The sequence below is a fragment of the Brevundimonas basaltis genome (genome assembly GCF_014202075.1).
GTDB lineage: Bacteria > Pseudomonadota > Alphaproteobacteria > Caulobacterales > Caulobacteraceae > Brevundimonas > Brevundimonas basaltis.
The window spans coordinates 664,049-686,944 of record NZ_JACHFZ010000001.1 but is presented as its reverse complement, the minus strand read 5'-3'; the positions used below and the strand labels follow the sequence as shown (position 1 = coordinate 686,944).

28 protein-coding genes and 1 pseudogene are annotated in these 22,896 nt (G+C 68.3%); 16 read left to right on the top strand and 13 right to left on the bottom strand.

All coding sequences use genetic code 11. From position 1 onward, the window contains the following. Window positions 1-65 precede the first annotated feature (65 nt). Window positions 66-1,472, top strand: coding sequence for a type I glutamate--ammonia ligase (glnA, locus tag HNQ67_RS03620; RefSeq protein WP_183252382.1), 1,407 nt, complete (start codon window positions 66-68; stop codon window positions 1,470-1,472). A 75-nt stretch (window positions 1,473-1,547) separates the two neighbouring features. Here the strand turns inward: glnA and HNQ67_RS03615 are convergent, their stop codons facing one another. The 6 genes from HNQ67_RS03615 to HNQ67_RS03590 all read right to left on the bottom strand — a co-directional run bounded on the left by HNQ67_RS03615 (window position 1,548) and on the right by HNQ67_RS03590 (window position 4,279). Continuing rightward, window positions 1,548-1,817: a hypothetical protein gene (locus HNQ67_RS03615; RefSeq protein ID WP_183252380.1), complete on the bottom strand. Its 270-nt coding sequence runs from the start codon at window positions 1,815-1,817 to the stop codon at window positions 1,548-1,550. Window positions 1,818-1,873: 56 nt separating this feature from the next. Continuing rightward, window positions 1,874-2,752 (bottom strand): twin-arginine translocase subunit TatC, encoded by an 879-nt coding sequence (tatC, locus tag HNQ67_RS03610; RefSeq protein WP_183252378.1) that lies wholly within the window; start codon window positions 2,750-2,752, stop codon window positions 1,874-1,876. Continuing rightward, complete coding sequence (tatB, locus tag HNQ67_RS13805; protein ID WP_183252376.1) at window positions 2,749-3,312, bottom strand: Sec-independent protein translocase protein TatB; 564 nt, start codon at window positions 3,310-3,312, stop codon at window positions 2,749-2,751. Before tatB ends, tatC begins: the two co-directional genes overlap by 4 nt. 29 nt (window positions 3,313-3,341) lie before the next feature. Continuing rightward, window positions 3,342-3,557: a twin-arginine translocase TatA/TatE family subunit gene (locus HNQ67_RS03600; RefSeq protein WP_183252374.1), complete on the bottom strand. Its 216-nt coding sequence runs from the start codon at window positions 3,555-3,557 to the stop codon at window positions 3,342-3,344. Window positions 3,558-3,659: 102 nt separating this feature from the next. Beyond that, the gene (locus HNQ67_RS03595) at window positions 3,660-4,055 is read right to left on the bottom strand and encodes a type II toxin-antitoxin system death-on-curing family toxin (RefSeq protein ID WP_183252372.1); all 396 of its coding nucleotides are present in this window, start codon (window positions 4,053-4,055) and stop codon (window positions 3,660-3,662) included. Continuing rightward, window positions 4,052-4,279, bottom strand: coding sequence for an AbrB/MazE/SpoVT family DNA-binding domain-containing protein (locus HNQ67_RS03590; RefSeq protein ID WP_183252370.1), 228 nt, complete (start codon window positions 4,277-4,279; stop codon window positions 4,052-4,054). Before HNQ67_RS03590 ends, HNQ67_RS03595 begins: the two co-directional genes overlap by 4 nt. A 59-nt stretch (window positions 4,280-4,338) precedes the next feature. Between HNQ67_RS03590 and rnhA the strand changes: the two genes are divergently transcribed. Beyond that, window positions 4,339-4,779: a ribonuclease HI gene (gene rnhA, locus HNQ67_RS03585; RefSeq protein ID WP_221247697.1), complete on the top strand. Its 441-nt coding sequence runs from the start codon at window positions 4,339-4,341 to the stop codon at window positions 4,777-4,779. On the opposite strand, the gene HNQ67_RS03580 is transcribed toward rnhA, so the two are convergent. From HNQ67_RS03580 to HNQ67_RS03570, 3 genes are all read right to left on the bottom strand, one after another. Beyond that, entirely contained in the window at window positions 4,776-5,237 is a 462-nt protein-coding gene (locus HNQ67_RS03580; RefSeq protein WP_183252369.1) for an NfeD family protein, read from the bottom strand. The genes rnhA and HNQ67_RS03580 overlap by 4 nt on opposite strands. Before the next feature lie 3 nt (window positions 5,238-5,240). Next, entirely contained in the window at window positions 5,241-6,209 is a 969-nt protein-coding gene (locus HNQ67_RS03575) for an SPFH domain-containing protein (protein WP_183252785.1), read from the bottom strand. Window positions 6,210-6,338: 129 nt separating this feature from the next. Then, a complete protein-coding gene (locus tag HNQ67_RS03570; RefSeq protein WP_183252367.1) occupies window positions 6,339-6,755 on the bottom strand; it encodes an NUDIX hydrolase in 417 nt (138 codons plus the stop codon). A 49-nt stretch (window positions 6,756-6,804) separates the two neighbouring features. Between HNQ67_RS03570 and HNQ67_RS03565 the strand changes: the two genes are divergently transcribed. The 7 genes from HNQ67_RS03565 (at window position 6,805) to HNQ67_RS03535 (ending at window position 11,620) form a co-directional block, all read left to right on the top strand. After that, window positions 6,805-7,065 (top strand): type II toxin-antitoxin system Phd/YefM family antitoxin, encoded by a 261-nt coding sequence (locus HNQ67_RS03565; RefSeq protein WP_183252365.1) that lies wholly within the window; start codon window positions 6,805-6,807, stop codon window positions 7,063-7,065. Window positions 7,066-7,067: 2 nt separating this feature from the next. Beyond that, complete coding sequence (locus HNQ67_RS03560; RefSeq protein ID WP_425486328.1) at window positions 7,068-7,442, top strand: type II toxin-antitoxin system VapC family toxin; 375 nt, start codon at window positions 7,068-7,070, stop codon at window positions 7,440-7,442. Next, entirely contained in the window at window positions 7,436-8,836 is a 1,401-nt protein-coding gene (locus HNQ67_RS03555; RefSeq protein WP_183252361.1) for an FAD-binding oxidoreductase, read from the top strand. The genes HNQ67_RS03560 and HNQ67_RS03555 overlap by 7 nt, the downstream gene beginning before the upstream one ends. 290 nt (window positions 8,837-9,126) lie before the next feature. Further along, window positions 9,127-10,074, top strand: a complete 948-nt coding sequence (gene fabD, locus HNQ67_RS03550) for an ACP S-malonyltransferase (RefSeq protein WP_183252359.1) — start codon at window positions 9,127-9,129, stop codon at window positions 10,072-10,074. Beyond that, window positions 10,074-10,319, top strand: a complete 246-nt coding sequence (locus HNQ67_RS03545) for a hypothetical protein (RefSeq protein ID WP_183252357.1) — start codon at window positions 10,074-10,076, stop codon at window positions 10,317-10,319. Before fabD ends, HNQ67_RS03545 begins: the two co-directional genes overlap by 1 nt. Window positions 10,320-10,342: 23 nt before the next feature. Then, window positions 10,343-11,083 carry a 3-oxoacyl-[acyl-carrier-protein] reductase gene (fabG, locus tag HNQ67_RS03540; RefSeq protein ID WP_183252356.1) on the top strand — a complete coding sequence of 247 codons (741 nt, stop codon included), beginning with the start codon at window positions 10,343-10,345 and terminating at the stop codon, window positions 11,081-11,083. A gap of 297 nt (window positions 11,084-11,380) precedes the next feature. Next, on the top strand, window positions 11,381-11,620 hold the full coding sequence (locus HNQ67_RS03535) for an acyl carrier protein (RefSeq protein ID WP_055830235.1): 240 nt from the start codon (window positions 11,381-11,383) through the stop codon (window positions 11,618-11,620). A gap of 253 nt (window positions 11,621-11,873) precedes the next feature. On the opposite strand, the gene HNQ67_RS03530 is transcribed toward HNQ67_RS03535, so the two are convergent. Then, window positions 11,874-12,065, bottom strand: coding sequence for a heavy-metal-associated domain-containing protein (locus HNQ67_RS03530; protein WP_183252354.1), 192 nt, complete (start codon window positions 12,063-12,065; stop codon window positions 11,874-11,876). Window positions 12,066-12,221: 156 nt separating this feature from the next. Here HNQ67_RS03530 and HNQ67_RS03525 point away from each other — a divergent pair, with 156 nt between their 5' ends. After that, window positions 12,222-14,705 carry a heavy metal translocating P-type ATPase gene (locus tag HNQ67_RS03525; protein WP_183252353.1) on the top strand — a complete coding sequence of 828 codons (2,484 nt, stop codon included), beginning with the start codon at window positions 12,222-12,224 and terminating at the stop codon, window positions 14,703-14,705. Continuing rightward, the gene (gene cueR, locus HNQ67_RS03520) at window positions 14,702-15,172 is read left to right on the top strand and encodes a Cu(I)-responsive transcriptional regulator (RefSeq protein ID WP_183252350.1); all 471 of its coding nucleotides are present in this window, start codon (window positions 14,702-14,704) and stop codon (window positions 15,170-15,172) included. The genes HNQ67_RS03525 and cueR overlap by 4 nt, the downstream gene beginning before the upstream one ends. Before the next feature lie 104 nt (window positions 15,173-15,276). On the opposite strand, the gene HNQ67_RS03515 is transcribed toward cueR, so the two are convergent. Then, complete coding sequence (locus HNQ67_RS03515; protein ID WP_183252349.1) at window positions 15,277-16,152, bottom strand: dihydrodipicolinate synthase family protein; 876 nt, start codon at window positions 16,150-16,152, stop codon at window positions 15,277-15,279. 301 nt (window positions 16,153-16,453) lie between these two features. Between HNQ67_RS03515 and fabF the strand changes: the two genes are divergently transcribed. From fabF to gmk, 5 genes are all read left to right on the top strand, one after another. Then, window positions 16,454-17,734 (top strand): beta-ketoacyl-ACP synthase II, encoded by a 1,281-nt coding sequence (gene fabF / locus HNQ67_RS03510; protein WP_183252347.1) that lies wholly within the window; start codon window positions 16,454-16,456, stop codon window positions 17,732-17,734. Next, window positions 17,734-18,909, top strand: coding sequence for an endolytic transglycosylase MltG (mltG, locus tag HNQ67_RS03505; protein ID WP_183252345.1), 1,176 nt, complete (start codon window positions 17,734-17,736; stop codon window positions 18,907-18,909). The genes fabF and mltG overlap by 1 nt, the downstream gene beginning before the upstream one ends. After that, entirely contained in the window at window positions 18,906-19,802 is an 897-nt protein-coding gene (locus HNQ67_RS03500; RefSeq protein ID WP_183252344.1) for a YicC/YloC family endoribonuclease, read from the top strand. Before mltG ends, HNQ67_RS03500 begins: the two co-directional genes overlap by 4 nt. Before the next feature lie 136 nt (window positions 19,803-19,938). Beyond that, window positions 19,939-20,424 carry a hypothetical protein gene (locus HNQ67_RS03495; RefSeq protein ID WP_183252342.1) on the top strand — a complete coding sequence of 162 codons (486 nt, stop codon included), beginning with the start codon at window positions 19,939-19,941 and terminating at the stop codon, window positions 20,422-20,424. A gap of 214 nt (window positions 20,425-20,638) precedes the next feature. Next, window positions 20,639-21,280, top strand: a complete 642-nt coding sequence (gmk, locus tag HNQ67_RS03490) for a guanylate kinase (protein WP_183252340.1) — start codon at window positions 20,639-20,641, stop codon at window positions 21,278-21,280. Between the two features lie 233 nt (window positions 21,281-21,513). On the opposite strand, the gene HNQ67_RS03485 is transcribed toward gmk, so the two are convergent. After that, complete coding sequence (locus HNQ67_RS03485) at window positions 21,514-21,945, bottom strand: phage terminase large subunit family protein (protein ID WP_343054800.1); 432 nt, start codon at window positions 21,943-21,945, stop codon at window positions 21,514-21,516. Window positions 21,946-22,274: 329 nt separating this feature from the next. Continuing rightward, a pseudogene (locus HNQ67_RS03480) lies at window positions 22,275-22,880 on the bottom strand (terminase large subunit domain-containing protein); the annotation flags it as partial. Between the last annotated feature and the right edge of the window lie 16 nt (window positions 22,881-22,896).

Below are 22,896 nucleotides of genomic sequence, written 5' to 3'. Positions count from 1 at the left end.
TGAACCACCGGCCGCCTTTCGAGGCGGCCGTTTCACTATCCTCCCCAAGAAACGGACCCTCGAGCATGAGCGCCAAGAAAATCCTGTCAGAGATCAAGGAGAAGGACGTTCAATACGTCGATCTCCGCTTCACCGACACCAAGGGGCGTATGCAGCACGTCACCTTCGACATCGATCTGGTCGACGAGGAGTTCCTGGAAGACGGGACCATGTTCGATGGCTCCTCGATCGCCGGCTGGAAGGCGATCAACGAGTCTGACATGCTGCTCAAGCCGGACCTGACCAATTTCTGGATCGACCCCTTCTATCAGCAGACCACCCTGTTCCTGTTCTGCGACGTGCTGAACCCGGACACCGGCGAGCCCTACAACCGCGACAGCCGCTCGATGGCCAAGAAGGCGCTGGCCTATGTCCAGTCCTCGGGCGTCGGCGACACCGTCTTCTTCGGACCGGAAGCCGAATTCTTCATCTTCGACGACGTGCGCTGGTCCACCGCCTCGCACGACACCGGCTACAGCTACGATTCGATCGAGCTGCCGGCCAACACCGGCGCGGATTATTCCGAAGGCAACATGGGTCACCGCCCGACGCACAAGGGCGGCTATTTCCCGGTCAATCCGACCGACAGCGCCCAGGACCTGCGCGGCGAGATGCTGGGCGTTATGCGCGACCTCGGCATGCAGCCCGAGAAGCACCACCACGAAGTGGCCCCGGCCCAGCACGAACTGGGCCTCAAGTTCAGCGACCTGCTGACCATGGCCGACCGCCTGCAGCTCTACAAATACGTCATCCACAACGTCGCCGCCGCCTACGGCAAGTCGGCCACCTTCATGGCCAAGCCGACCTTCGGCGACAACGGCTCGGGCATGCACGTCCACCAGTCGATCTGGCGCGACGGCAAGCCGTTGTTCGCGGGCGACAAATATGCCGGACTGTCGGACATGTGCCTGTGGTACATCGGCGGCATCATCAAACACGCCAAGGCCATCAACGCCTTCGCCAATTCGACCACCAACTCCTACAAGCGGCTGGTCCCGGGCTACGAAGCTCCGGTCAAGCTCGCCTATTCGGCGCGCAACCGCTCGGCCTCGATCCGCATTCCGTGGGTCAACTCGCCCAAGGCCAAGCGCATCGAGGCGCGCTTCCCCGATCCGATGGGCAACCCCTATCTGACCTTCGTGGCCCTGCTGATGGCCGGCCTTGACGGCATCGAGAACCGCATCGATCCGGGCGCGGCGGCGGACAAGAACCTCTACGACCTGCCGCCGGAAGAGCGCGGCAACATCCCCGAGGTTTGCGGCAGCCTGCGCGAGGCCCTCGAGAGTCTCGACAAGGATCGCGCCTTCCTCAAGAAGGGCGGCGTCATGGATGACGACTTCATCGACAGCTACATCGAGCTGAAGATGGAAGAAGTGATGCGGCTGCAACTGCACCCGCACCCGGTCGAGTTCGACATGTACTACAGCTGCTGATCGACAGCGGGGGCTGACGATCAAAGGGCGCCGGACGGGAGACCGCCGGCGCCCTTTTCACATGCTGCGGGGGGATCAGCGGTTGGTGGTCTCGACCTCGAGGCCGTCGCGGTTGGCGCGGACGGTGGTGCTGTCGCCTTCGCGGCGATCCTCGACGACCACCGGCGGGGTCGGGACGGGAACCTCGCGCTCGACCACGACCGGATCGGCCGGGACCTCGCGCTCCACGATCGTGGTCGTGTCGGTCCCGTCGTCCGCGTCATTTTCGGCGGGCGTGCAGGCGGCGGCGGCGAAGGCGAGGGCGCCGATCGAGGCGACGGCGGTCAGGCGGAAAAGGCTGGTCATGGTCGGACTCCTGAATGGGAACCCGGTCCAAACGGCCACGCTGCCGCGGGGTTCCGTCAGGCCGGGGCCGCGTCCGCCTTCCTGCGCCGCAGTTCGATCAGCCGCACGCACCAGATCGAAATCTCGTAGAGCAGCAGCAGCGGGACGCCGAGCATGATCTGGCTCAGCGGATCGGGCGGGGTGACGAAGGCGGCGACCACGGCGATGGCGACCACGGCGTATTTCCGGCCCGAGGCCAGCGCTCTTGAGGACACCATCCCGGCCATGCCCAGCAGGGTCATCACCACCGGCAGCTGGAAGCACAGGCCGAAGGCCAGCAGCAGCGCCATGACCAGGTTCAGATAGTCCGACACCCGCGGCAGCAATTCGGCCGTGACGACGCCGCCGCTGATCTGCTGACCCAGGGAAAACAGCATCACGAACGGCAGCATGACGTAATAGACCATCGCCGCGCCGGTCAGGAACATGGCCGGGGCCGCGATCAGAAAGGGCAGGAAGGCGCCCCGTTCGTTGCGGTACAGCCCCGGGGCCACGAAGCGGTACAACTGCCAGGCCAACACCGGAAAGGTCACCACCACGGCGCCGAACGCCGCCAGCTTCATCTTGGTGATCAGGAACTCCAGCGGCGCCGTGAAGATCAGGTTCACGGTCTCGCCGTCTCCGCGCGGCACGGGAACCAGCCCGGCCGTCCCGAGGATCAGATCGAAGGGCGACACGCTTCCCCCCGGCCCGGCCGCTTCGTGGAACTGGGCCGCCACCACGAACGGCTGAACCAGGAATACATAGATCGGGTCGGCGACAATGAAACAGCCGACAAAGCCCACCACGAAGGCGGCGACGCAGATCATCAGCCGCGTGCGCAGCTCGATCAGGTGATCCATTAGCGGGGCGCGCGACGCCTCGATGTCGGCCTCGTCGCGTTCGGGCCCGCTCACAGGTCGATCGCCTTCTTGCGCGGGGTTTTCGGTTTGGCGGCCGCAGCCTTCCGACCGGCGGATGGGGCTTTCGGCTTGGCCGGGCGGGCCTTGGCGGCGGGCTTCGCGGCGCCGGCCCGAGTCCCGGGCGTCTTGGCCCGCGCCTTGGCGGCCTTGGGCGCAGAGGCCGTGGGCTTCGTTTCAAGCGGCTCCATCACCGGCGCGGCGTCGGGCCATTCATCCGGCCCGGTCAGCGCGGGCTGGGTCGCGGGTTCGTCCAGCGGTCTGTTCAGATCATCGCTGATATCGCGGAAGGTCGCCTCGGCCTCGGCGCCGAGCGGAACCATACCCTGGCCGCGCCGCAGGGCCTCGACCTCCTGCCGCAGCTCGTCCAGCTCCGACTGCCGCGCCATCTCGTCGAAGCTGGCGCGGAATTCGTTGGCCATGGCGCGGGCCTTGCCCACGGCCTTGCCGACCCTGCGCATCAGCAGCGGCAGGTCCTTCGGTCCCACGACGATGAGCGCCAGCAGGCCGATGACGAGGATTTCCAGCCCGCCGATGCCGGGCCCAAGACCACCCATCCGTCAGAGTCTCCGGCGCGAAACGGGGCTTACGACTTCAGGTCTTCTTTTTCGGCCTCGGTGCGAGGCAGGGCGCCCGCGCGCTCGTCCCGGGGCTTGTCGGCGTCGCCGTCCTTCAGGCCGTCGCGGAAGGCGCGGATGCCCTTGGCGGCGTCGCCCATCAGGCCGGAAATCTTGCCGCGCCCGCCGAACAGCAGGAGGGCGAGGACGGCGATGATCAGGATTTGCCAGATACCGGGCTGCATGGCGGCTCAATCTCTATCGATGATCGGAGCGGTATTGCCCCGACGGAAAACATGGTCCCGCATATAGGCCGTTCAGTGGCGCGACGCCAAGCGAATGCGGCGTCAGGTCGCCGTGCTGTTGGCCCGAACCCAGGTTGCGAGGGCTTCGATATCGATCTGGCCCGCCGCGACATCCAGCATGGTGTTGATGGCATCGATCGGGTCAGCTCGAAGCGGAGTCCCATTCAACGCCAGAAACAGGATCAACGCCTGGAATGCCGCCCGTTTGTTGCCGTCCACGAACGGATGGTTCGTTGCGATCCCAACGGCGTAGATCGCGGCGAGCGCGGCAGGGCTCGTCTCTCCTTCGTAGGCAAAGTGATCGATGGGCCGTTGGAGCGCAGACTCCAGCAATCCCTCGTCCCGAAGGCCGCTCGGGCCGCCATGGAGAGCCAAGGTACGGTCATGTAGTGCGATGATCGCCTGCTTCTCGAGCCACCGAGGCTCAAGGTCCCTCATTTGGCCAAGGCACGGAAAACGTCGCGATGTTCGTCCATCAACTTCTCGCCGAGTGCGATCTGCTCCTGAATGCGGTCGTCGTACGGAGAGATGCGCATGCTGCCGTCTGGTGCGCGGGTCATGTAGAGGGTCGAACCCTTTTCGACGCCGAGCTCCACGACGGCTTCCTTGGGCAACAGCATCCCAAGGGAATTTCCAACCTGAGTGACTTTGACGGCTATCATCGCTGGTCTCGCTTTCAGATAGCTATATAACAAATGTTATAACGCAAAGCGAGCCTATCTTGTCCCATGTGATCATCCACACCGACGGCGCCTGTCGTGGCAATCCCGGTCCCGGCGGCTGGGGCGCCGTGCTGCAAACCGGCGGCGGTCACGAGAAGGAGTTGTGGGGCGGCGAGCCGCTGACCACCAACAACCGCATGGAGCTGATGGGGGCGATCATGGCGCTGGAGGCCCTGACCCGGCCCTGCCGCGTCGACCTGCACACCGACAGCAAATACGTCATGACCGGCATCACCGAATGGATCCGGGGCTGGAAGGCGCGCGGCTGGAAGACGGCCGACAAGAAGCCGGTCAAGAACGAGGACCTGTGGAAACGCCTCGACGCCGCCCGCGCCCGCCATGAGGTGAAATGGCACTGGGTCAAGGGCCACGCCGGCCACGAGCTCAACGAACGGGCCGACGGTCTGGCCAATCGCGGGATCGACGAGATGGGAGGCTAAACGGCTCGCACCTTCAGCTTGGACCCGTCCATCGCCTCCACGATCACGCTTTCGCCCGCCAGCGGCGCGGCGCCCTCGATCTCGGCGATCCATTCGGAGCCCGAGACGAACACCCGACCCCGGCCGTCGACGAAGGCCTGGACCACCTGGGCCCGTTGGCCGACCAGGCGGCTGTCGCGGGCGTTGATGTCGGGGCTGTCGGCGGGGTTGACGCGCTGGATCAGCCGCCGCGACATCAGGGTGGCGGCCACGGTCAACACCGCGAACAGCGCGGTCTCGCCCCAGAACCCGCCGAGCGGCAGGCCCAGCGCCGTGACCACCGCCACGACGCCCGCCGCCACCGCCGGCCACAGCAGCCATTCGGTCGAGAAGGCCGACTCGATGGCCAGCAGAATCACGCCGATGGCCAGCCAGATCCAGTAGGGTTGGGCGGCGTGCAGGTCGATCAGGGCGTCCATGGATCAGCTCCTCGGAACGGACCCGCCGCGTGGGCGGGGCGGGGCGGGGGGCGTGGCCCGCGGCGGGGCGGCGGCGCGGACGTCGGTGCGGCCCTGCTGTTGCTCCTTCGCCAGGCCGACCAGTTCGCCGAGACCGGCGATGGTGCCGACCAGACCGGACATTTCGGCCGGGACGATGACCGTTTTTTGGGTGGGGTTTCGGGCCAGTTCGGCGAAGGCCTCGACGTATTTCTGGGCCACGAAATAGTTGATCGCGTTGACGTCGCCGCGGGCGATGGCCTCCGACACCATCGACGTCGCCTTGGCCTCGGCCTGGGCTTCGCGTTCGCGGGCCTCGGCGTCGCGGAAGGCGGCCTCCTTGCGGCCCTCGGCCTGCAGGATGGCCGACTGTTTGGCGCCCTCGGCGCGGGCGATGGCGGCTTGTTTCTCGCCCTCGGCCTCGGTGATCACGGCGCGGCGTTCGCGCTCGGCCTTCATCTGCCGGGCCATGGCGTTGGTGATGTCGGCCGGCGGGCTCAGGTCCTTGATCTCGATGCGGTTGACCTTGACGCCCCACGGCTCGGTCGCCGCGTCGATCACGGTCAGCAGGCGCGAGTTGATGTTGTCGCGCTGGAACAGCACCTCATCGAGGTCCATCGAGCCGACCACGGTGCGCAGGTTGGTCGAGCACAGCTGGGTGATGGCGTACGGCAGGTTTTCGACCCGGTAGGCGGCGCGCGCCGCGTCCATCACCTGGATGAAGACGATGGCGTCGACCTTCACCATGGCGTTGTCCTTGGTGATGACCTCCTGCTGGGGCACGTCGAGGACCTGCTCCATCATGTTCATGCGGCGGCCGATGCGCTCCACGAACGGCGTCAGCAGGCTGATGCCGGGGGACAGCGTCCGGGTGTATTTCCCGAACCGCTCGACCGTCATCTCGCGCCCCTGCGGCACGATCTTCACCACGCTGAACAGCAGGATGAACGCCATGACGACCAGCGCGCCGACGAAGAGTGTGGAAAAGTCCATCAAAAGCCTCCCTGTTCTCCTCAAGGTTAGCACCCGGGGGCCGGCCCGCCAGCGAAACCGGACCCCCGTTCATGAACTCGCTGTAATGTTTCAGCCTTCCCGGGTCGCCACGGCCAGGCGGATCACCCGCCGGGTTTCGTCCCAGTCGACCAGCGTCTCGACCTGGTCCAGCGGCACGAACCGGGCCTCCAGGGCGTCGTCACCGGCGGTCGGCTCGCCCGACAGCCACCGCGCGGCGTAGTCGACCAGCACATAATGCCGGCCAGCCTCAGGGAAGATTCCGTCCACCACATCGATCAGGCCGGTGATCTCCGCCTCCACGCCGGTTTCCTCGCGCAGTTCGCGCAGCGCCGCCTCCGTGGCCCGTTCGCCCGGCTCCATCCGTCCGCCCGGCAGGCTCCAGGCCCCAGCCATCGGCGCCCGCCCCCGCCGGATCAGCAGCACATCGTCCCCACGCAGGCAGACGACGCCGACGCAGGGCACGGGAGCGGGCAGCGGACTGGTCATGGTCCAACCATGTTGGACCAACTCGGGCGTCCGTGATAGTCTTGGGTTCATGACGACGATGAACATCGCCGAGGCCAAGTCCAAACTCTCGGAACTCGTCGCTCGAGCGGAAGCGGGCGAGGAGGTCGTCATCGCGCGCAACGGCAAGCCGAGCGTCCGGCTTCAGCCCGTCGAGCCCGCGGCGCGCCGCAAGCCGGTTCTGGGCGCTTGGCAACACCTGAACATCAATGTGCCGGACTCGGTGTTCTTCGAGCCAGACCTGGAGTTGGAAGCCTTGATGGACGCGCCGATCGATCCCGCCAGACGATGAGGTTGCTGCTCGATACCCATGCTCTCGTGTGGTCGGCGCTGCTTCCGTCAAGCCTGTCCGCAAGGGCGCGCGACCTGATTTCTGATCCGGACAACGACCGCATGGTCAGCACCGCTTCCGCCTATGAGATCGAATACAAGCGCCGACGCGATCCTGAACTCTCCAGGCTTCCGACCGATCTCGACGAGCTCCGTCATCTGCTCGTCTTCGAGTGGCTGCCGATCGATGAAGGCCATGCAACCCGGGCGGGCCGACTGCCCGAACATCACCGGGACCCTTGGGACCGGATCATCGTGGCCCAGGCGCTCGCCGAGAACCTCACGCTCATCTCGGCCGACAGGGCCTTGCCTATCTATGGGACTCGGCTGGAATGGTGAGTCCGCAGGCTTTGGCCGCGCTCAAGTCCGCCCTCGGCGACGGCGGCTGGACCGACGATCCGGCCGAGATCGCGCCCTGGCTGACCGAATGGCGCAACCGCTGGCACGGCCACACGCCCCTGATGCTGACGCCCCGTTCCACCGATCAGGTCGCAGCGGCGGTGCGGGTCTGCGCCGGACACCGCGTCGCCATCGTCCCGCAGGGCGGCGACACCGGCCTCGTCGGCGGCCAGATTCCGTTCGGCGAGGTGCTGCTCTCGACCCGCAAGCTCCGCGCCGTCCGCGACGTGACCCCGCTCGACGACGCCATGACCGTCGAGGCCGGCGTCACCCTGCTGGAGGCGCAACAGGCCGCCGCCGCCGCCGACCGGATGTTCCCGCTCAGCCTCGCCGCCGAGGGCACGGCCACCATCGGCGGCGTCGTCTCGACCAACGCCGGCGGCACCGCCGTGCTGCGCTACGGCGTCATGCGCGACCTGGTGCTGGGGATCGAGGCCGTTCTGCCCGACGGCGAGGTCTTCCACGGCCTCAAGCGGCTCAGGAAGGACAACACCGGCTACGACCTGAAACAGCTGCTGATCGGGGCGGAGGGCACGCTGGGCGTCGTCACCGCCGCGACCCTGAAGCTGTTCCCGGTGATGCGCTCGCACGCCACCGCCGTGGTCGGCCTCGACAGCTCCCGCGCCGCCATCGAGCTGCTGGCCCGCGCCAAGGTCGAGACCGGCGGCGGGGTCGAGGGCTTCGAACTGATGAAGCGGATCGGCATGGAATTCGTGCTGGCCAACATCCCCGACACCCGCGAACCGCTCGACTCCGCCCCGCCCTGGTATGTCCTGATCGAACTGGTCTCTGGCGAGCCTGGGGCGGCCGACGCCGCCATGGAGCGGCTGCTGGCCCAAGCCTTCGAGACCGGCCTGATCGTCGACGCCGCCATTGCCCAGAACGACGCCCAGCGCGCCGCCTTCTGGAAGGTCCGCGAGGAACAGTCCGCCGCCCAGAAGCCCGAGGGCGGGGGCTGGAAACACGACGTCTCCGTCCCCGTCTCCCGCATCGCCGACTTCCTCGAGGAAGCGACCGCCGCCGTCGAACGCTTCCACCCTGGCGCCCGGGTCAGCGCCTTCGGCCACGTCGGCGACGGCAACCTCCACTACGATGTGCTGTGCCCGCCGGGCGGTGACCTGAAAGCCTTCCTCGCCCGCTGGGCCGAGGGCTCGCAGATCGTCCACGACATCGTCGCCCGCTACGACGGCTCCATCTCCGCCGAACACGGCCTCGGCCGTCTCAAGACCGACGAGGCCCGCCGCTACAAATCCCCGCTGGAGATCCGCACCATGCAGGCGATACGCGCGGCGATCGACCCGCACCGGATCATGAACCCGGCGGTGCTGTTCTGATCTGACCTCGTAGGTTCATCACAGCGGCCACAACGAGAAAAAGCCACAACGGGCACGACGACATCGAGCGGGCTTCCGGACTTCGCGGGCCCTTACCCGCCATGGTATTGTGTTGCGCCTCCCTGACGGGCGACGCGGGCCCGCCGGCCCCGTTGTGTCCGTCGTGTCTTCGTTGCGGCCGTTGTGACGAACCAGCCGGCCTCGCCCCGAGGTTCGGCAAGGGACGCTTGCCCGCACCGGGCGATCGTCCTAACCCTCCGCCTCAATTCAAATACCCCGGAGCCCCGCCCATGACCCTCGCCCTGCTGTTCCCCGGACAAGGCAGCCAGTCGGTCGGCATGGGCGCGGCCCTGGCCGACGCCTTCGCCTCCGCCCGCGAGGTCTATGCCGAGGTCGACGACGCCCTGGGCCAGAAGCTGTCGCAGCTGATGCGCGAGGGGCCCGAGGACCAGCTGACCCTGACCGAGAACGCCCAGCCGGCCTTGATGGCCGTGTCGCTGGCCGCCGCCCGGGTGCTCAAGGTCGAGTTCGGCGTCGACGTCAGCCGCGCCGCCTTCGTCGCCGGCCACTCGCTCGGCGAATACTCCGCCCTGTGCGCCGCCGGATCGATCACCCTCGCCGATACCGCCCGCCTGCTGAAGCTGCGCGGTCAGGCCATGCAGCGCGCCGTGCCGGTCGGCCGCGGGGCCATGGCGTCGCTGATCGGTCCCAAGACCGACCTCGCCCTCGCCGAGGCCGCCGCCGCCGCCGGCTCCGAGGTCGGCGTCTGCGTCGTCGCCAATGACAACAACGCCGGCAACATCGTCATCTCGGGCGACAAGGCCGCCGTCGACCGCGCCATCGAAAAGGCCAAGGAGCTGGGCGCCCGCGCCATCCCGCTGAACGTCTCGGCCCCGTTCCACTGCCCGCTGATGCAGTCCGCCGCCGACGAAATGGCCGACGCCCTCGCTGACGCGAAGATCGTCGCCCCCGCCGTCCCCGTCGTCGCCAACGTCACCGCCCGCCCGGAGACCGACCCGGAAGTCATTCGCCGCCTGCTGGTCGAGCAGGTCACCGGCCGCGTGCGCTGGCGCGAGAGCATGGAATGGATGGCCGGGGAGGGCGGTGTGACCCGCTTCGCCGAGATCGGCTCGGGCAAGGTCCTGACCGGCATGGCCAAACGCATCGCGCCCGACGCCGAGAGCCTGGCCCTGAATACGCCGGAGGATCTGGAAGCCTTCGCGAAGTCGCCGGGCTGATGAGCCTGTACCGGGTCGCGCTCGGACATGCGCTGCTCAGCGCGGTCGTCGGGATCCTCGTTCTTTCTGGGCTGTTGTTTCTCGCTTATGTCCCAGGCTGGCTGTTATTTGCGTGGTTCGGCCTGCTGCTGGTGTCGATCGCCCTCAGGTGTCCGGCCTGTGGCCGTAACGTTTATCGGCGCGGGATGTGGGTGACCCCGGTTCCGGTCAAACGCTGCTCAAAATGTGATGAAGACCTGACCTAAGGCCTGGATTGGAGAAGTTTCAGATGTTCAACCTCACCGGCAAGACCGCCCTCGTCACCGGCGCGACCGGCGGCATCGGCGGGGCCGTCGCCCGCGCCCTGCACGCCCAGGGAGCCACCGTCGTCCTGTCCGGCACCCGCGAGGCGGTGCTGCAGGATCTGGCGAAAGACCTCGGCGAGCGCGCCTTCGCCGCCGCCGCCAACCTGTCGGACGCCGACTCCGTCGACGGCCTGATCGCCCGCGCCGAGGAGGCCGCCGGCGCCCCGCTCGACATTCTCGTCGCCAACGCCGGCATCACCAGGGACGGCCTGTTGATGCGGATGAAGGACGAGGACTTCTCCGACGTCATCAAGGTCAATCTCGAGAGCTATTTCCGTCTCTCGCGCGCGGCCATGAAGGGGATGATGAAGCGCCGCTCGGGCCGGATCATCGGCGTCACCTCGGTGGTCGGCGTCACCGGCAACCCCGGCCAGACCAATTACGCCGCCTCCAAGGCCGGCATGATCGGGTTTTCCAAGTCGCTGGCGCAAGAGGTGGGCTCCAGAGGCATCACCGTCAACTGCATCGCCCCGGGCTTCATCGCCAGCCCGATGACCGACGTGCTCAACGACCAGCAGCGCGAGACCATCCTGAAGAACATTCCCGCTGGCCGCCTCGGCACGGGCGACGAGATCGCCGCCGCCGCCGTCTATCTGTCCTCGGACGAAGCCGCCTACGTCACCGGCCAGACCCTGCACGTCAACGGCGGCATGGCGATGATCTGATCCTCCCCGCGCCGCAGGCGAGGGGAGGGGGACCGCGAAGCGGTGTAGGGGCGAAGCGGCCGGACCCCTGTCTCGTCCCTGTCGCGCAGCGATGGGGAGGGGGACCGCGAAGCGGTGGAGGGGTCCGAGGGCCAATCACATACGCCTACAACCCTGTTTCCACCCGCCCCGCCCGTGCTAAACCCCACGCAACCGGTTCGCCTGAGTCTTCGTTGAAGGCTTGCGCAGCCGCCGCCGTCGTCATACGGCAAAGACTGAACAACAGCCGCCGCGGCGGCCCTGAGAGCAGAGACCCCCATGTCCGACACCCTGGAACGCGTCCGCAAGATCGTCATCGACCACCTGGACGCCGATCCGGAAAAGGTCGTTGAAAAGGCCAGCTTCATCGACGATCTGGGCGCCGACTCGCTCGACAACGTCGAACTGGTCATGGCCTTCGAGGAAGAATTCGACATCGAAATCCCCGACGACGCCGCCGAGCACATCCAGACCGTCGGCGACGCCGTGAAGTTCATCGACGAGAAGCTGGCCGGCTAAGGCCGCCAGCCGATCGTACGGCACGAGAGGCCGCCGCGACGCCGAAGGGCGCGCGGCGGCCTTTTGCGTTTGGGGGGGCGCTAAAGGCAGCGTCTGGCTCGCCGCGACGGCGATGAAGGGGGCGGGATTGAAGTTACGCATACCCGGTCTCCAGACATGCGGCCGATCCCGGCCTTCTGTGTCTCTACGCGCCAAGCGGGCGCTTCCCTCGTGAAGGACGGTCGCGGCCGATCGAGGGATCGGCCGCGACCCCTTAGGCGATGCCGTAGCCGGCTTGCTCGATCGCGGCCCGGACCCGGGATTCGTCGACCTCGCCTTCCACCCGCAGCGTCCCGGTGGCGATCTCGATCTCCATCCGGGCCTTTGGCGCCACCTCAGCCACGGCAGCCCTCACCGTCGCAGCGCAGCCGCCGCAGGTCATTCGCTCAACCTTCAACTCGATCATCGTCATCTCCTTTGTCGATTGACGATGAGGCAGGTGGGGTTTCCCAGCGTGGGAAGGTCAAGGGGGTGAGCATCGGACTTACTTGAAGGGACGCTTGACCTTCCCATGACTGGAAGGTTCAAGAAGGGCGGGACCTCATTTTTGGAGACCGTCCCGATGACCGCCACGACCTTGCGAACCCTCGACATTCCCGTGCTCGGCATGACCTGCGCCAGTTGCGTCGGTCGCGTCGAGAAGGCCATTCGCGCCGCGCCCGGCGTGAAGAGCGCCACCGTGAACCTCGCCGCCGAACGCGCGCGTGTGGAGATGGACGACGCCGGCTCTGCGGCGGCGGTGACCCAGGCGATCCGCTCCGCCGGCTACGAGCCGATCGAGCACACGATCGAACTGAACATCTCGGGGATGACCTGCGCCAGTTGCGTCGGCCGCGTCGAGCGCGCCCTGAGGACATCTCCCGGCGTTCTGGACGCCAGCGTCAACCTCGCGACGGAGCGCGCCACTGTCCGGGTGTTGGAAGGCGTCGCAGATGCCCACACCCTCAAGGAAGCCGTGGCCAAGGCCGGCTACACCGCCGAAGCGGCATCCGCGCCGGACGCGACCAGCGAGGATCGCGAACAGGCCTCACGCGCCGCGGAAATCCGCGGCCTTGGGCGCGCCGTCGCCGTCGCCGGCGCGGCGACCCTTCCGCTGTTCGTCATCGAGATGGGGCTGCACTTCGTTCCCGGCGCCCACGGCTGGTTGATGGACTCCATTGGCATGACGCCCTGGCGGATCATCAGCTTCGTGCTGGCGACCTTCGTGCTCTTCGTTCCGGGTCTGCGCTTCTATCGGAAAGGCGTGCCGAACCTCGTCAGGCTGACGCCGGACATGAATTCGCTGGTCGTGCTGGGCGCCACCGCCGCCTGGGCCTTCTCCACCATCGCGACCTTCGTCCCTCAATGGCTGCCCGCCGGGACCGCCAACGTCTATTTCGAAGCGGCGGCGGTGATCGTCACCCTGATCCTCGTCGGCCGCTGGTTCGAAGCGCGTGCGAAGGGGCAGACCAGCCAGGCCATTCGTCGCCTGATGACGCTCCAGGCCAAGACCGCGCGCGTCGAACGGGATGGGTCGGAGGTCGAATTGCCGATCGATCAGGTCACCCCCGGCGACGTCGTGGTGGTCCGACCCGGCGAACGCGTTCCGGTCGATGGCCTGGTGCTGTCCGGGGCCTCGTTCGTTGACGAGTCCATGCTGACCGGCGAGCCGATCCCGGTGGAGAAGGTTGAGGGCGGCAAGGTCGTCGGGGGCACCATCAACACGACCGGCGCCTTCCGTTTCCGGGCCGAGAAGGTGGGCTCCGAAACCGTGCTGGCGCAGATCGTTCGCATGGTCGAGGCGGCCCAGGGGGCCAAGCTGCCGATCCAGGCGCTGGTCGACAAGGTGACCGGCTGGTTCGTCCCCGCCGTCATCGCCATCGCCGTCCTGACCTTCGGTGTCTGGCTGGCGTTCGGTCCTCATCCGGCGCTGGGTTTCGCTCTCGTCAACGCGGTCGCGGTGCTGATCATCGCCTGCCCCTGCGCCATGGGACTGGCGACGCCGACCTCGATCATGGTTGGCACGGGCCGGGCCGCCGAACTCGGCGTCCTGTTCCGCAAGGGCGAGGCGCTTCAGGCGCTCCAGGGCGTCGAGGTCGTCGCCTTTGACAAGACCGGCACCCTGACTGAGGGTCGGCCGAGACTGACGGATCTCACCGTCGCCGCGGGCTTCATCGAGGATGAGGTGCTGAGCCTGGTCGCCGCGTTGGAGACCCGGTCGGAGCACCCCATCGCCCGCGCCATCATCCAGGCTGCCGAAACGCGGAGCCTCGCCGTACCGGAACCCGAGGTCTTCTCGTCGCGTCCCGGCTTCGGCGCCGAAGGCCGGGTCGCAGGCCGCGCGGTACAGGTCGGAGCCGACCGCCTGATGATCGGACTCGGCCACGACGTTTCCGCCTTCGCCGATCAGGCCGAGCGGCTCGGCGAGGAGGGCAAGAGCCCCCTCTATGCGGGGATCGACGGCCGCCTGGCGGCCATCATCGCGGTCGCCGATCCGATCAGGGCGACGACGCCCGCCGCCATCGCCGCGATCCACGCGCTTGGGCTGAAGGTGGCGATGATCACCGGCGACAACCGCCGGACCGCCGAGGCCGTGGCCCGGCATCTGGGCATCGATGAGGTGCGCGCCGAAGTTCTGCCCGACGGCAAGGTCGAAGCCGTTCGCGCCCTTCAGGCCGGCGGTCGCCGCGTCGCCTTCGTCGGCGACGGCGTCAACGACGCCCCGGCGCTGGCGGCGGCGGATGTCGGGCTGGCCGTCGGCGGCGGCACGGATGTCGCCATTGAGAGCGCGGACGTGGTCCTGACCGGGGGTGACCTGCGCGGAGCGATGAACGCCATCGCCCTGTCACGCGCCACGATGCGCAATATCCGCCAGAACCTGGTCTGGGCCTTCGGCTACAACGTCGTGCTGATCCCGGTCGCAGCCGGTCTGTTGTTCCCGGTGTTCGGCTGGGTGCTGTCGCCCATGCTGGCCGCCGGCGCCATGGCCCTGTCCAGCGTCAGCGTCCTGACCAACGCGCTTCGCCTGCGCGGCTTCAAGACCCGCTTCGAAGGAGTCCAGACATGAACATCGGCCAGGCCTCAAGGGCGACCGGCGTCTCGACCAAGATGATCCGCTACTACGAGTCCGTCGGCCTGATCCGGCCGGCGGACCGGACGGACAGCAACTACCGCGACTTCGGCGAGCGGGATGTGCGGGAGTTGCAGTTCATCCGTCGCGCCCGTGACCTGGGTTTCTCGGTCGAGGAAATCGGCCAACTGCTATCGCTCTGGCGTGACCGCGCCCGTCCGAGCCGGGAAGTAAAGGCGATCGCCCAGAAACACGTCGCCGACCTCGACGCCCGGGTTGCCGAGATGCAGGCGATGGCGGACGCGCTTCGGACGCTCGCCAAAGGCTGCGCTGGCGATGACCGCCCGGACTGTCCAATCCTCATGGATCTGGCAGAACGGGATGGCGGCGTGCTCCGGGTCCGACAAAAAGTCGTCCGATCCCCCAACCCGGTCTATTCGGGCGTTTCGAGAACCCGATCATAGGACTTTTGTCAAAGTCCGCGTCCAGCGCTGTCCTGACCTGAAGCCCATCGGCGTCTGAGCGTCCGCTATGGGCGGGAAATGGACGTCGCCGCCGGGTCGTCACTTCAGATTGGAAGCGCTGACGCAATCTTCGCCCTGAGTTCTTCGCCCACTCCGAGCAGAGGTCGCGGCGGCTGGGCATCGGTCAGTTCTAGAAGGTTCGCCGCAGCATACATCAGTCGCAGACTTCCATTCGCTCTGATGAGGTCCCACAAGCCCGCAAAGACAGCATCGTGACGGTCGGCCTCTTCGCGATCGCCCTTCATGGCCGCAGCCGTCAGGGCTGCAGCGCGCTCGGGGAAGAGCCCGCCAATGACGCTGAACCAGCAGTCGGCACCCGCTAGCAGGGCCTCCTTGCAGCCCCAGTCCCCACTGTAGCCAACGGACAGGCCGGGCGCGGCCTGACGGAAGGCCGCCAGGTCGGCGGCGATGTCGCCAGAGGACGGGAGTGGAAGCTTGATGGCCGCGACGGTCGGAATGGCCGCCAGGCGAGCGACGAAGTCCGGCCGGAACGTGAAGTTGGTCGTTCCGGGATTGCTGTAGATGCACAGGGGCAGGTCGCTGGCGGACGCGACCGCGAGGAAGTGCTCGAAAACCTCTCCTTCGGTCAGAGGAGTGTAGCTCACGGGCGCCAACAGGAGGCCGGCCGCCCCCTCCGTCGCCGCATCGCGCGCCAGGGACTCGGCATCGTCCGTGCGCATGGCCCCGACGCCGACAATCACGGGGATCGATGAAACTGCCCCGACGGCGGTCGCCACGGCCCGCCTCCGCTGCTCTTGGCCCAGGAACATATAGGTCCCTGTGCTGCCGAGCAGACCGATGGAAGCGGCGCCGCCGGCTTCGATGCGGCGAGCGAGCCGGCTCAGGTCGGCAGCGATGAGCTCGCCCGACGGCGTCATCGGTGTGATCGGAAAGGCCGAAAGACCTGAAAATAGCGTCATGCCTCAACTCCAGAAACCGCAGCAATGGATCCGTCTTTCGACAGCGACACAAATCAGACTTGGGTTCGGTTTGTGAACGCCGGTCTCAGCGTGGCGCAGTCGCCACCCTGACGCCTTAGGTCTGCTACGGGTCGGAAGTGGCCGCCTGGCCGTCCAGGCTCGGAGGTCCGCTTCCCGGCGACGATCGAATGTCCGGCTCTGGCGCATCTCGGGCATTCCGATCGGCTTCATCCACCCCGCCTAGCCCCGCGCGCCTCCACCCCCTATTCTCCCAGCGAGATTCACCGCAAAGGACCGCCGCATGCGTCGCGTCGTCGTCACCGGCCTCGGCCTGCTCACCCCGCTCGGCTGGGGCGTCGAGCATAATTGGAAGGGCATCGTCGAGGGGCGGTCGGGCATCGGGCCGATCACCTGTTTCGACACCGAGGGCTATGGCTGCACCATCGCCGGCGAGATTCCGTCGGTGGACGGGCGGGGCGGCGGGGCGCCGGACCAGCCGGGGGTGTTCGACCACGAAAAGATCATGTCGCCCAAGGACCGCAAGCGGGTCGACGACTTCATCGTCTACGCCATCGCGGCGGCGGACGAGGCCCTCGGCGACGCGGGCTGGAAGCCGGAAACCGATGATCAGAAGGAGCGCACCGGCGTCATGGTCGGCTCCGGCATCGGCGGGCTCGGCCCCATCGCCGACACCGCCCTGATCCTCAGGGAACAGGGCCCGCGCCGGGTCAGCCCCTTCTTCATCCCCTCGGCCCTGATCAACCTGGCCTCGGGCCAGATCTCGATCCGCCACGGGCTCAAGGGCCCGAACCATTCGGTGGTGACCGCCTGCGCCACCGGGGCCCACGCCATCGGCGACGCGGCCCGGATGATCGCCATGGACGACGCCGACGTCATGGTGGCGGGCGGGGCCGAGAGCTCGATCGTGCCGATCGGCATCGCCGGCTTCCTGGCCTGCAAGGCGCTGTGCACCGCCTTCAACGACACGCCGGAGAAGGCCAGCCGCCCCTATGACCGCGGCCACGCCGGCTTCGTCATGGGCGAGGGCGCGGGCGTCATGGTGCTGGAGGAATACGAACACGCGAAGGCGCGCGGCGCGAAGATCTACGCCGAGGTGGTCGGCTACGGCATGTCCGGGGATGCGTATCACATCACGGCGCCGTCCGAGGACGGCGAGGGCGGGGCGCGGGCCATGAAGGCGGCGCTGAAACGGGCCGGAATGTCGCCGTCGGATCTCGACTACGTCAACGCCCACGGCACCTCGACCATGGCCGACTGGATCGAACTGCGCGCCATCGAACGGCTGGTCGGCGACCATGCGAAGGACCTCGCCGTGTCCTCGACCAAGTCGATGACCGGCCACCTGCTCGGCGCGGCCGGGGCCATCGAGTCGATCTTCTCGGTGCTCGCCATCCGCGACCAGATCGCCCCGCCGACCATCAACCTCGACGATCCCGAGGAGGAGACGGCCATCGATCTGGTGCCCCATAAAGGCAAGCCGATGAAGATCGACGTGGCCATGTCCAACTCGTTCGGCTTCGGCGGCACCAACGCCTCGGTCATCTTCAAGAAGGTCGCCTGATGGCCGGACGTCCCCGGGGGGCGGGCGCTCCGAAACGACAGCGGTCCGGCCGGGCCACCGCCCTGCTGGCCGCCTCGGCCACCTTCAGCCTGTTCCTGATCGCCGCCATCGTCGCGTCCTGGAGCGTGTTCTACGCCCCGGGACCGGCGGCCCGCGGCGGCGAGGATCACACCATCGTCACCCTGCCCAGCGGGGCCGGCGTCAACGCCATTGCGGCCAATCTGAAGGCGGCCGGGGTGATCCGTTCGACCGACATGTTCAAGGCCGCCGCCACCCTGACCGGCGCCGACCGCAAGCTGCGGGCCGGCGAATACGAAGTGCCGTCCCGGGCCTCGCTCCGGTCGGTTCTCGCCCTGCTGGTCGACGGCAAGGTGGTTCGCCACTACGTCACCCTGCCCGAGGGCTGGTCCTCGGCCCAGGCCGTCGACATCCTGATGCGCGAGCCGCTGCTGACCGGCGAGATTCCAGACACCCCGGAGGAGGGCTCGCTGTGGCCCGACACCTATGAGATCGCCCGCGGCGACACCCGCGCCTCGGTGGTCGCCCGCATGACCCGCGCCCAGGCCGACAATCTCGCCCGCCTGTGGGCCGCCCGCTCGCCGCGCACCGTGGTCAAGTCGCCCGAGGAGGCCGTCATCCTCGCCTCCATCGTCGAGAAGGAGACCGCCGTCGCCGCCGAGCGCCCCCGCGTCGCCGCCGTCTTCTCCAACCGCCTGCGTCTCGGCATGCGGCTGGAGAGCGACCCGACCATCGTCTACGGCATCACCCGCGGCCGCCCGCTGGGCCGCGGCATCCGTCGCTCCGAGCTCGACCGCCCGACCGAGTGGAACACCTACCAGATCGCCGGCCTGCCGCCGACGCCGATCGCCAATCCCGGCCACGAAGCCCTCGCCGCCGTGCTCAATCCGCCGGCGTCCGACGAGCTGTTCTTCGTCGCCGACGGCTCGGGCGGCCACGCCTTCGCCCGCACCTATGACGAGCACCTCGCCAACGTCGCCCGCTGGCGCGAGATCGAGCGCCGCAAGGCCGGTCTGCCCCCCGGCGCCCCGTCGCCGGCCGTGCCGGGGACCGTGCCCGGCGTGCCCAACGCCGACCCCGACGCCGCGCCCGCGGGCGTCGTCGTCCCGCCCGGCGCCCAGGTCATCCGCGTCCCGCAGCAGGCCCCCGCCCGATGAGCCGGATCTCCGGCCAGATCTCCGGCATGACCGGCTTCGGCCGCAGCGAAGGCGGGGAGGGCGGCTGGACCTGGGCGGTCGAGGCCCGCTCGGTCAACGGCCGCAACCTCGAGGTCCGCTTCCGCGGCCCGCCCGGCTTCGACACCCTCGAAAACCACGCCAAGACCGCCGCCCGCGCTCACTTCAATCGCGGTCAGGTCACCGTCGGTGTCCAGGCGAAGCGCGCCGACCCCGGCGCCGCCGCCCTCAGGGTCAATGACGACATCCTCGCCCGCTACCTGGCCCTCGCCAACCGGCTGGCGGAGGCGGGGGCCGCGCCGCCCTCGGCCGACGGCCTGCTGGCCCTACGCGGCGTGCTCGAAGCCCCGGAGGAGGACGAGGCCCCCGAGGCCCGCGCCGCCGTCGAGACCGCCATGGCCGCCGCCATCGACGCCGCCTTCGCCGCCCTCAAGGCCTCCCGCGACCGCGAGGGGGCCCAGCTGCTGCCGGTGATCACCGACTTCATCGACCGCATCGGGACCCTCGTCGCCTCGGCCGAAACCGAAGCCGCCGCCCAGACCGGGGCCATCCGCGAGCGCTTCACCCGCCGCATGACCGAACTGGCTCCCGACGCACCCGGTCTGGAGGAGCGCATCTTCCTCGAAGCCGCCGCCCTGGCCGCCAAGGCCGACGTCCGCGAGGAGCTCGATCGTCTCGCCGCCCACCTCGACTCCGCCCGCCAACTGTTGCGCCAGCCCCCCGCCGGGCGGAAACTCGACTTCCTGATGCAGGAATTCATGAGGGAGGCGAACACCCTCTGCTCGAAATCGGCTACGACCGCGCTCACCGGAATCGGCCTCGAACTGAAGGCCGTCATCGAACAGCTGCGGGAACAGGTCCAGAATGTCGAGTAAATCCGCAGCTCAGGCGTGAATCGGTGGATTTCGCCAAGAAATGTCCGACCATCCATTAACCTGCTGATCTATGCGTGATGGGCCAGAATGACGCCCGGTATTTGCCCTGTATTGGCCGGTCTTGTATTATTTCTGCATGACGATGCGCGCTATCGGATTTGCCGCCGCATTGTGTCTGGTCGGTCTTCCGGATCGGACGGCGACGGCGTCGCCTCCGGCGGCGGTCGAACCGTCCTGGCCCACAGGCGAGGCGGCGGTTGATACGCCCGAGCTCGAGAATCTGTCCGTGCCTGGACGGGTTCGCGCGCGCGGAATCTACGGCCTGTTCAGCGTCGCGGGCGTTCTGTCATTCCAGGGCGGCCGGCTGCACTGGACGGTCGACGGCGTAACGGAGTCAGGGCGGTACGATCAGTCTCAGACGGCTGACGGCGCCCGGTTCTCGGCAGACTATGTCACCCGGGACAATGAGCGGCTCCAGTGGTCCGGATACGTCCGTAACGGCCGCCTTCGCGACGTGACGGCGATCTGGACCCGGGCGCGGGGCGACTTCGTGCATGATCTTCTTCTGCCGCGACGACTGACTCTGGACTTCACCCCCGATCGCCAGCGCAGCTCTCGATGATACCCGGGTCAAGGCGCTGGCGCCCGAGCTTGCGGTGGAAACAGAATCCCCCGATCCGGACCGCCCGTCCGGAGAGTCGGTCTCCCAGGCGTCCCTGCCTTGCCTCGGACGTCTGCGGAGCGTTTAACGGCTGGGAATTATCCCGCCCGAGCGACTTCACGGGCGGGGTCGTCGAGCCCAACCTGAACTGCGCGTCCCGGAAAAGAACCCAAGAATGTCGAATGAACGCACGCCTCGCCGGGGCGTCCTCCTGATCGTCGCCAGCCCCTCGGGCGCCGGCAAGACCAGCCTGTGCCGCCGCCTGATGGCCGACCACGGCGGTCTCGAATTGTCGATCTCGATGACCACCCGCGGCATTCGCCCCGGCGAGGTCGCCGACCGCGACTACCATTTCGTCGACGACGCCGAGTTTCAGCGCATGATCGACGCGGACGCCTTCCTCGAATGGGCCGACGTCCACGGCAGCCGCTACGGCAGCCCCCGCGCCCCGATCGAGCGCGCCCTCGCCGAGGGCCGTGACGTGCTGTTCGACATCGACTGGCAGGGGGCCCGCGACATCGCCGCCAAATGCCCCGGCGACGCCGTCCGCGTCTTCATCCTGCCGCCCAGTCTCGAGGAGCTGCGCCGCCGGCTGGTGACCCGGTCACAGGACGCCGAGGACGTCATCGAGCGCCGCATCGCCAACGCCAAGGGCGAGATCGAGCACTGCGGCGATTTCGACTACATCTTCGTCAACGACGACTTCGACCGCTCCTACGCCGAGCTGGCCCACATCTACCACGCCGAACGCTCGCGCCGCTCGCGCAACACCTGGGTCGACGCCTACCGCAACGCCCTGCTCAACGAGACGGTCTGAAGCAGGCAGGGCTTAGGTCTTAGGGCTTAGGTGTTGGCTATTTGCTCTCGGGCCCAGCAACTCAAGCCCCAAGCCCCAAGCCCCAAGCCCCAAGCCCCAAGCCCCAAGCCCTAAGCCCTAAGCCCCAAGCCCCAAGCCCCAAGCCCCAAGCCCCAAGCCCCAAGCCCCAAGCCCCAAGCCCTAAGCCCTAAGCCCTAAGCCCTAAGCCCTAAGCCCTACGACCTAAGCCCTTCCTACAGAACCCTCACCCTCGGCCCCATCCCGGCCCCGTCCACCAGCAGGTCCGTCACTGCCCAGACCAGCGCGTCGGCCCGGTCGGGCGACCCGCCGCCGTCTTCCAGCCCCAACCCCATCAAGGCCTCCTCCAGCGCCTCCAGCCCCGCGCTGTGCCGCACGCGCCCCTGTTCATAGAGCGCCGCCACGGGCTCGGCCCGGGCCTGCTTGCCGAGCCGCGCATGCACCCGTTTCACCGGACAGCGGACACCCGCCGTCTTCAGCACCGCCTCGACCATTTCCCCGCCCTGGTTGGCCTCGGCGACCACCCGCACGGCGCCGAATTCCGCCGCCGCCCGCGCCACCACGCCGGCCCAGCCCTGCGGCGACCGCCCATGCACCGTTCGGTCCGCCAGCACCCACGCCATCCCCCGCGCCCGACCCGCGACCACGATCCCGCAGGCGTCGCCCTCCGCCGAGCACGGCGGATCGACCGCCACCACCACCCGGTCGAACCCGGAAGGGCGCTCGCGCTCTCCCTCCCCGTTCCGGGGAGGGTCGTCGGCGCGAAGCGACGACGGGGTGGGGGCGGCCCGGCGATCCAGCGAACAGGCGGCGGGTCGCTCGCCCGGCCCTTCCCACCCGGTCGCCTCCGGCGACCCCCCTCCCCGGGGCGGGGAGGAGAGCGCATGCCTTCCCCCCGCGCCGCCCGCATCATCGCCAGGGTGAACAGCGCCCCATCCCCCTCCACCACCATCCCCTCCAGCTCCTGCGCCGCCAGCCGGGTGCCCCCGTACAGCTGTTGCAGTCCTTCCAGAAAGGCCGGCGCCAGATTGGCCGCATTGGCCGCCGTCGGCAGATCCGTCCGCGCCAATCCCGCCTCGTTCAGCAGTCGGCGCAGCGCCGCCATCGGCTTCGGCGTCGTCGTCAGCACCAGTTGCGGCCGGGTCCCCAATCTCAACCCCATGCGCAGCAGGGCCAGCGTCGGCTCCGGCCTTCGCCAGGCGCACCATTCGTCGGCCCACGCCGCCCCGAACTGCGGCCCGCGCAGGCTCTCCGGGTCCTCGGCCGAGAACACCATGCCGATCGCCCCGTTCGGCCACGTTAGCCGCCGCCGGCTCGCCTCCCACCCCGGCCGCCCGCCGATTGAAAAGCGGGGCAGGGCGCGGATGCCGGACGGTCCCTCGATCATCACCTCGCGCACATCGTGCAGGCTCTGCCCGACCAGGGCGATCCGCCCCGTCTCCCACGCCCGGTCGGCGATCCACTCCGCCCCCGCCCGCGTCTTCCCCCCGCCGCGCCCGCCGAGGATCAGCCAGGTCGACCAGTCCCCCGCCGGCGGCTTCTGGCCGGGGTGCCGCGCGAGGCGCCAGTCCGCTCCGAACATCTGCTTGTCCGGCGGC